The organism is Deltaproteobacteria bacterium, assembly GCA_003696105.1.
Lineage (GTDB): Bacteria > Myxococcota_A > Polyangia > Haliangiales > J016 > J016.
On sequence record RFGE01000073.1, the window covers coordinates 1 to 6,148 of the forward strand.

Sequence of the window (6,148 nt, forward strand, 5' to 3'; positions counted from 1 at the left end):
CGACGGCGCGGCCGTGGCGGCTCGCGACGGCGCGGCCGTGTCCGCTTGCGACGGCGCGGCCGTGGCCGCTCGCGACGGCGCGGCCGTGGCGGCTCGCGACGGCGCGGCCGTGTCCGCTTGCGACGGCGCGGCCGTGTCGGCCGGCCGCCTCGCCATACGCGCTCCGTCGCTTCCGCCGCGACGCAGGTGCCACAGCGCGACCCCGGCGACCGCGCAGGCGACGGCGAGCACCGCGGCCACCGCGACGGCCCCCCACATCCTCGCATCCCGGCGCGGCTGGACGGTCGGCCGGAGCAGATCGGCGCCGGCCACCGCCACCGGTGGTGGCGTGGAGCCGCGCGCGAGCCGCCCCCGGTCCTTCTCGTACGCTCCCGCCAGCGCGCGGAGATCGAGCACGCCCGACGTCGCGCGCTCGCCCGCCGCGGTGTCGCGGGGCGCGGCGGTGGCCCGCGACACCGCGGATGACCGCGGCATGCGGCCGGCGGTCACCGGCGGCCGCGCCCGCAGACCGCCCGCCATATCGCCCGCGTCGTCGACGAGAGGTTCCGCGAGCGAAGCCCCGTCGTCGACCGCCTCGACCGGCCGGCCAAGCCGGGTGACTCCGCCGAACAGCAGCGCGAGCGTCTCCTCCGTCAGCGGACGGATTTCGTCATCCCGCTTGCGCGCACAATCGTTCTTGTCGCCCGAGAACCGTATTCCAGAACCCATCCTGATTCGTTGCACAGCAATCTCCGTTCCAACGGATCGGCCGCGACGACGCGACATGAACCCGTTGACACCATGAAATCGGCGGTGCGCGCGTGCGCGCGGAAGCGCACACGTGGCTACTCGAGTCGCCGGCACCGGCGGCGCTGGCCCCCAGCGCGCGCTGCCCCGCCGCTGCCCCACCGCTCCCCCGCCGCTCGTGGCGCCGACACCGCCGCGCGATCCGACGCGCGGCGGGGCGCGCACCGTCCGCTCCGCGCGCCCCGCCCCGGCGCGGCGTCCGACCTACGCGAACGCGCGGCGAATCCGGTCGAGCGCTTCCTCGACCGCGTCGCGCGCGTTGAACGCCGACAGGCGGAAGTATCCCTCGCCCGCCGGACCGAAACCGGCGCCGGGCGTGCCGACGACGTGCGCGCGCGACAGCATCTGGTCGAACAGATCCCACGACCCCATCCCGTCGGGCGCCTTCATCCAGATGTACGGGGCGTTGTCGCCGCCGAACACGCGGAAGCCGACGGCGGCCAATCCCTCGCGCAAAAGCCGCGCGTTCTCCATGTAGAACGCGATCTGCGCGTCGGTCTGGCGACGGCCTTCGGGCGTGTACACCGCCGCGGCCCCCCGCTGGACGATATAGCTGGCGCCGTTGAACTTGGTGCTGTGCCGCCGGTTCCACAGCGCGTTGAGCGACACGCGCTCACCGGTCGACGTCGCCGCGGTCAGCTCCTTGGGTACCACCGTGTAGGCACAGCGCACGCCGGTGAAGCCGGCGCGCTTCGAAAAGCTGCGCATCTCGATCGCGCACGCGCGCGCACCGTCGATCTCGTAGATCGAATGCGGCAAGCGGTCGTCGCGAATGAACGACTCGTACGCCGCATCGAACACGATCACCGCGTCGCGATCGCGCGCCCACTGCACCCACTCGGCGAGTCGCTCGCGCGTGAGCACGGCGCCGGTCGGGTTGTTCGGCGAGCACAGGTACACCACGTCGACGTCTCGATCGGGCGGCGCCGGACAAAATGCATTGTCCTCGGTCGCCGGCAAGTACACGAGCCCGGCGTAGCGGCCGGTTTCGTCCGCCGGGCCGGTTCGACCGGCCATCACGTTCGAATCGACGTAGACCGGATAGACCGGATCGGTCACGGCGACGACCGCGTCCGCCGCGAACAGCTCCTGAATGTTGCCGCTGTCGCACTTGCTGCCGTCGGACACGAACACCTCGTCCGCCGCGACGTCGACGCCGCGAGCGGCAAAGTCGTGCTGCCGGATCGCATCGATGAGAAAGTCGTAGCCGCGCTCGGGTCCGTAGCCGCGAAACGTGTCCCGGCGGCCCATCTCGTCGACCGCGGCATGCATCGCGTCGACGATGGCGGGCGCCAGCGGCTCGGTCACGTCGCCGATCCCGAGCTTGATGATCCGCGCCTCCGGGTGCTCCGCGCCGAACGCGGCGACGCGCCGCGCGATCTCCGGAAACAGGTAGCCGGCCTTCAGCTTGCCAAAGTGGTCGTTGACGCGCGCCATGGCGGCGGACCATACCATCGCCGCCGGACCGGGAGCGCCCGGCGGCTACCCCGCACGTACCCGCCGCGGCATGGCCGAGGAGCCGCCGGCGCGGGACGCCGGTCGCGTTCCGCCGCACCTTCCCGTCGCGCCGCCCTGTTTTCGCCGTCGCACAGCCGTTGCACCCGCGCGGCGCGGCGGAACCTCGCCCCTTTACCGCACCCGGCGGCCCGCCGGGCGGAACGGGCCCACCCGATCGCGCCACCGGAGCCGCGCGGGTCGAGTACACTGCCGGCAATGGTCGAGTGTGCGGTGTGTGGCCAGCCGGTCGACGGCGCGCATGTGCTGTGTAGCGCGTGCGCCGGGCAGATTGCACCGGACGTCGATCTGTGCCCCGAACAGATCGTGTCGCGCGTGACGGCGCCATCCGACGCCGCCCTCATCGACCCGTGGGGGCGCGTCCATCGCATCGCCGACACGACGGTCGTCGGGCGCCAGGTCGCCTCCGACGGCATCGCGATCCTGTCCAGTTCGGTGTCGCGGCGGCACGCCGAGCTGCGACACGATCCTACGCTCGACACGTTCGTCTTGCGCGACCTCGGCAGCACCAACGGCACGGTCGTCGGCGACATCGAGATCGACGCGCCGACGGCACTGCGACCGGGCGACCGCGTCACGTTCGGCACCGTGGGGTTCTACTTCGTGGCGGACACGGTTTCGTTGACACCGGAACTAGAACCCGCGCACCAGACGGTGAGGCCAGCCGACTTCGTCGCCCCCGCGCCGGCGCCGGGCGAAGACACGCTCGTCGGCCTGCCGACGGCGCCGATCCGCGTCGTCGAAGCGAGCGGCGGTGGCGGCGGCTTCGTCGAGGTGATGGGCCGCCGCGTGCAACTCACCCCGAGCCAGCTCGAACTCGTGCGCATCCTGATCGATCGCATGCAGTCGGAGGCCCACCAGCCCGAGCCGGTGCGCGGTTTCGTCCATTCCACGGAGTTGATCGCGCGCCTGCCGTGGGACACTCCGCACCCGACGGACAATCACCTCAAGCAGCTCGTGCGACGCGTCCGCCGGGCGCTGGTCAAAGCCGGCGTCGGCAATCTCATCCACTCGCAGCACCGCCTCGGCTACCGCCTCCGCGTCGTCCCGTCCCCGCCGGCCGGCCCGCCGGCATCACGCCCCGGCTGAACGGCGCGCAGCTCGGTGCCGTCGCCGGCGCGCGGCGAGCGACCTGCCGCGTCCACCGCCGGACAGGTCGCGCCGGGTCGGCGCGCACGCGTCACGGCGGCGGAGCCGCGCTGCGCGCGCGCCGGGTCGGCCCCGCCCCCGGTGGCGCATGACCGAGCCGATGGTGCAGATCGGCCGCCAGGGCGTCGCGCGTCCGCTCCGGCAGCGACACGGCCGTATGCACGCCTGCGGGACCGAGGCGGAGCGCGAGCACCGCGGGTCGCCGCCGGTCCCGCAGCGCCGCGACGGCGTCGCGACCGACCGCGAACCGCACGTAGTGCACGGGGCACCCCGCGTCGGGCGGCGGCGCGATCGGCTCGGCGCGTGCGACGCGATCGCCGAGCCGGATGGCCAACGCGGACCCCGGATCGGCGGCGAGTCGGCTCGCCAACGCGAGCGCGTCCGCGCGCGCGCCGCCGCAAATGAGGACCGTCGCGCGCAGATCGCCCGGGCGCGGAACGAGCACCTCGGCCTCGGCGGCGATGCGGGCGAGAAACGCGGCATCCCAGCGGCCCTCGGCGCGCGCCCACTCGTGCAGCCAGTACAAGACGGTGCTGCGGTTTTCGAACTGCACCGACACGTGAGGGCCGATCCAGACCCGCCGGCGGCGTTTGAGCGCGATGCACGCCGCCTGCAACGGCGCGCGCACGCGCGCGTATTCGCCAGGCCCGAGCAGATCCGCCGCCGTCACCGCGGGCCCGAACGCGCGGCCGGCGGCGCCCGCCCCGCCTGGGTCGCGGACGGCCATTACCGACCCCTCTCCGCGCCCACCGGCGGCCGGAGCCGGCTGCGTTCCAGGGCGTCCCGGCGGAGCGGGCGAGCCGTCCCCGCCGCCTGCGCGCTCCCGACAAGGCCACCTCGACGACATGCCGTGCGCCGTCAACTCAGTTCACGATCTCGTCGGTCTCAGCGGACCGCTTGTTGCCGTCGAGTTGCGCGAGAGCCTCGTCGACCGCCGTCGCCAGCAGCCGCAAACCGGCCGGCGACAGCAGCAGCACGGCCGGTCCAAGTTGTAGGTGCACGCAGCCGTTGCGGCACAGCGCGATGTGCGGTTCGATGGTCGGAACGAAACACGAGTTCGCCATGAGTTCCTCCTGCGCGGTGGTCGACGTCGCCGGCGGTGCCCCGGGGTCGCCCCCGGGTGCTCCTCCGCGACCGCCCTGGGACCGCCAGCCCATGCGGGAACAATATTGAAAACGAAAGTCAATGTCAATCCATAATACCTCCTCATGGTCGGGGCGCCGGCCGGTGCCGTTCCAGCCGCGCCCGCACGCGCGGGCGAGCCGCATGCTTTAGCATCGCCGCATGACCTGGCTCGAGCGCGCGCGGCGCCTGCCCCTGCGCACGGTGGCCGCGCTCGCGACGATTGGCTTGATCGCGGCGGCCGTATCGACCATTCACTTCGGCGAATCGCTCGACTACCTCGACGTGACCGTCCTGTCCGGCCCGCGCGGGGGCAACTACGCAGCGGTCGTCGACCGCGTCGCGCGCCGCGCCGCCTCGCGCGGCGGCACCGTCCGGCCCGTGACGTCGGCCGGCTCCGTCGACAACCTGCGCCGCCTCGCTGCAGCAGCGGACGATTGCTCGGTCGACTTCGCCCTCGCACAAGCCGGCGTGCCCATCCCCGACGACGCGGGCATCGAACTGATCGGCCGGCTACCGCGCACCGAGGCCGTGTTGCTCATCGGCCGCGACGCCGGGTCCCTCGAGCGGTTCGACCAACTCCGCGGACTGCGCGTCGGCGTCGGTCCGGCGGGCTCCGGTACCGATCATCTCGCCCGCCGCCTGTTCGCCGCGGGCCCGCTCGCGCGACTCGACCTGCAACTTGAGAATCATGCGCTGCGCGATCAGGTCGACCGGCTCGTCGCGGGCGACCTCGACCTCGGCGTATTCGTCCTCGACGAGGACGCCGCCCTCGCGCGCGACGCGCTCGTGTCGCGCGGGCTTCAGCTCGCCCCGCTCGCTCACCTCGACGCGGTCGCGCGGCGGCTGCCGTTCGTGACCACCGGCCGCTTGCCGGCCGGATTGTACGATCCGATCGCCGTGGTGCCCCCCGCCGACGTTCCGGTGATGCGCGTCGATACGCTCCTCGTCGGCAACGGCTGCGCGAGCCGCAGCGCACAAATGGCGCTGTTGTCCGTCCTGCGCGACGAGATCCCCGGGTTCGTGCGCCGCAATCGGGAGGCGCCCGGCGGCGGACCGCTGCCGCTGTCGCCGGCGGCGCGCGAGTTCTACGAGCACGACGGCCCCGGTTTCGCGGATCGGTACGTGCCGTGGCTGGTCGACATCATGCCGCTCGGCAACTGGGTGTACGTCGCCATGGCGGTGAGCGTGCTGTTCAACGCGATGGCGGGCGTCCATCGGTTTCGGCTGTGGCGAGTCGACGCCGCACGCGAAAAAGCCACGCACCCGGCGCGCGAAGCGATCGGCCGCAGCCTGACGCCCGCCGAGATCGCGACGATGCCCCCCACCGGGGCGCATCGCTCCGCCGCCGTGCGCGAGGCAGTCGACGCATCGATCGAAGCGCTCGACCGCCTGCGCGACCGCGCTCGCCGCCATCGCGAGTCGATGCTCGTGCCGATGGGACAAGAGTGGATCTACCGGTATGAGGAGGAGCAAATGGAGCTGTGGCTTGCCGCCCTGCGGGCGTTTCGCTCGCGGCTCGACGCGTGATCCGTTGCATGAGCAACGCACACGCCACCTTACAATAGGCGACACG

Annotated in this window: 6 protein-coding genes; 2 read left to right on the forward strand and 4 right to left on the reverse strand. The window is 72.9% G+C overall.

Annotated elements, in window-relative coordinates; translation table 11 throughout:
- Both D6689_04745 and D6689_04750 read right to left on the reverse strand, forming a co-directional pair.
- On the reverse strand, window positions 1-708 hold a 708-nt coding region (locus tag D6689_04745), incomplete at its 3' end, for a hypothetical protein (protein RMH43575.1).
- A gap of 282 nt (window positions 709-990) precedes the next feature.
- Window positions 991-2,223, reverse strand: a complete 1,233-nt coding sequence (locus D6689_04750; protein RMH43576.1) for an LL-diaminopimelate aminotransferase — start codon at window positions 2,221-2,223, stop codon at window positions 991-993.
- Window positions 2,224-2,499: 276 nt separating this feature from the next.
- On the opposite strand from D6689_04750, the gene D6689_04755 reads away from it, so the two are divergent.
- Complete coding sequence (locus tag D6689_04755) at window positions 2,500-3,390, forward strand: FHA domain-containing protein (protein ID RMH43577.1); 891 nt, start codon at window positions 2,500-2,502, stop codon at window positions 3,388-3,390.
- A 91-nt stretch (window positions 3,391-3,481) separates the two neighbouring features.
- Here the strand turns inward: D6689_04755 and D6689_04760 are convergent, their stop codons facing one another.
- Complete coding sequence (locus D6689_04760; protein RMH43578.1) at window positions 3,482-4,312, reverse strand: DUF3501 family protein; 831 nt, start codon at window positions 4,310-4,312, stop codon at window positions 3,482-3,484.
- 1 nt (window position 4,313) lies between these two features.
- Window positions 4,314-4,607, reverse strand: a complete 294-nt coding sequence (locus tag D6689_04765) for a hypothetical protein (GenBank protein ID RMH43579.1) — start codon at window positions 4,605-4,607, stop codon at window positions 4,314-4,316.
- A 127-nt stretch (window positions 4,608-4,734) separates the two neighbouring features.
- On the opposite strand from D6689_04765, the gene D6689_04770 reads away from it, so the two are divergent.
- Window positions 4,735-6,102, forward strand: a complete 1,368-nt coding sequence (locus tag D6689_04770) for a hypothetical protein (protein ID RMH43580.1) — start codon at window positions 4,735-4,737, stop codon at window positions 6,100-6,102.
- The last annotated feature ends 46 nt before the right edge of the window (window positions 6,103-6,148 follow it).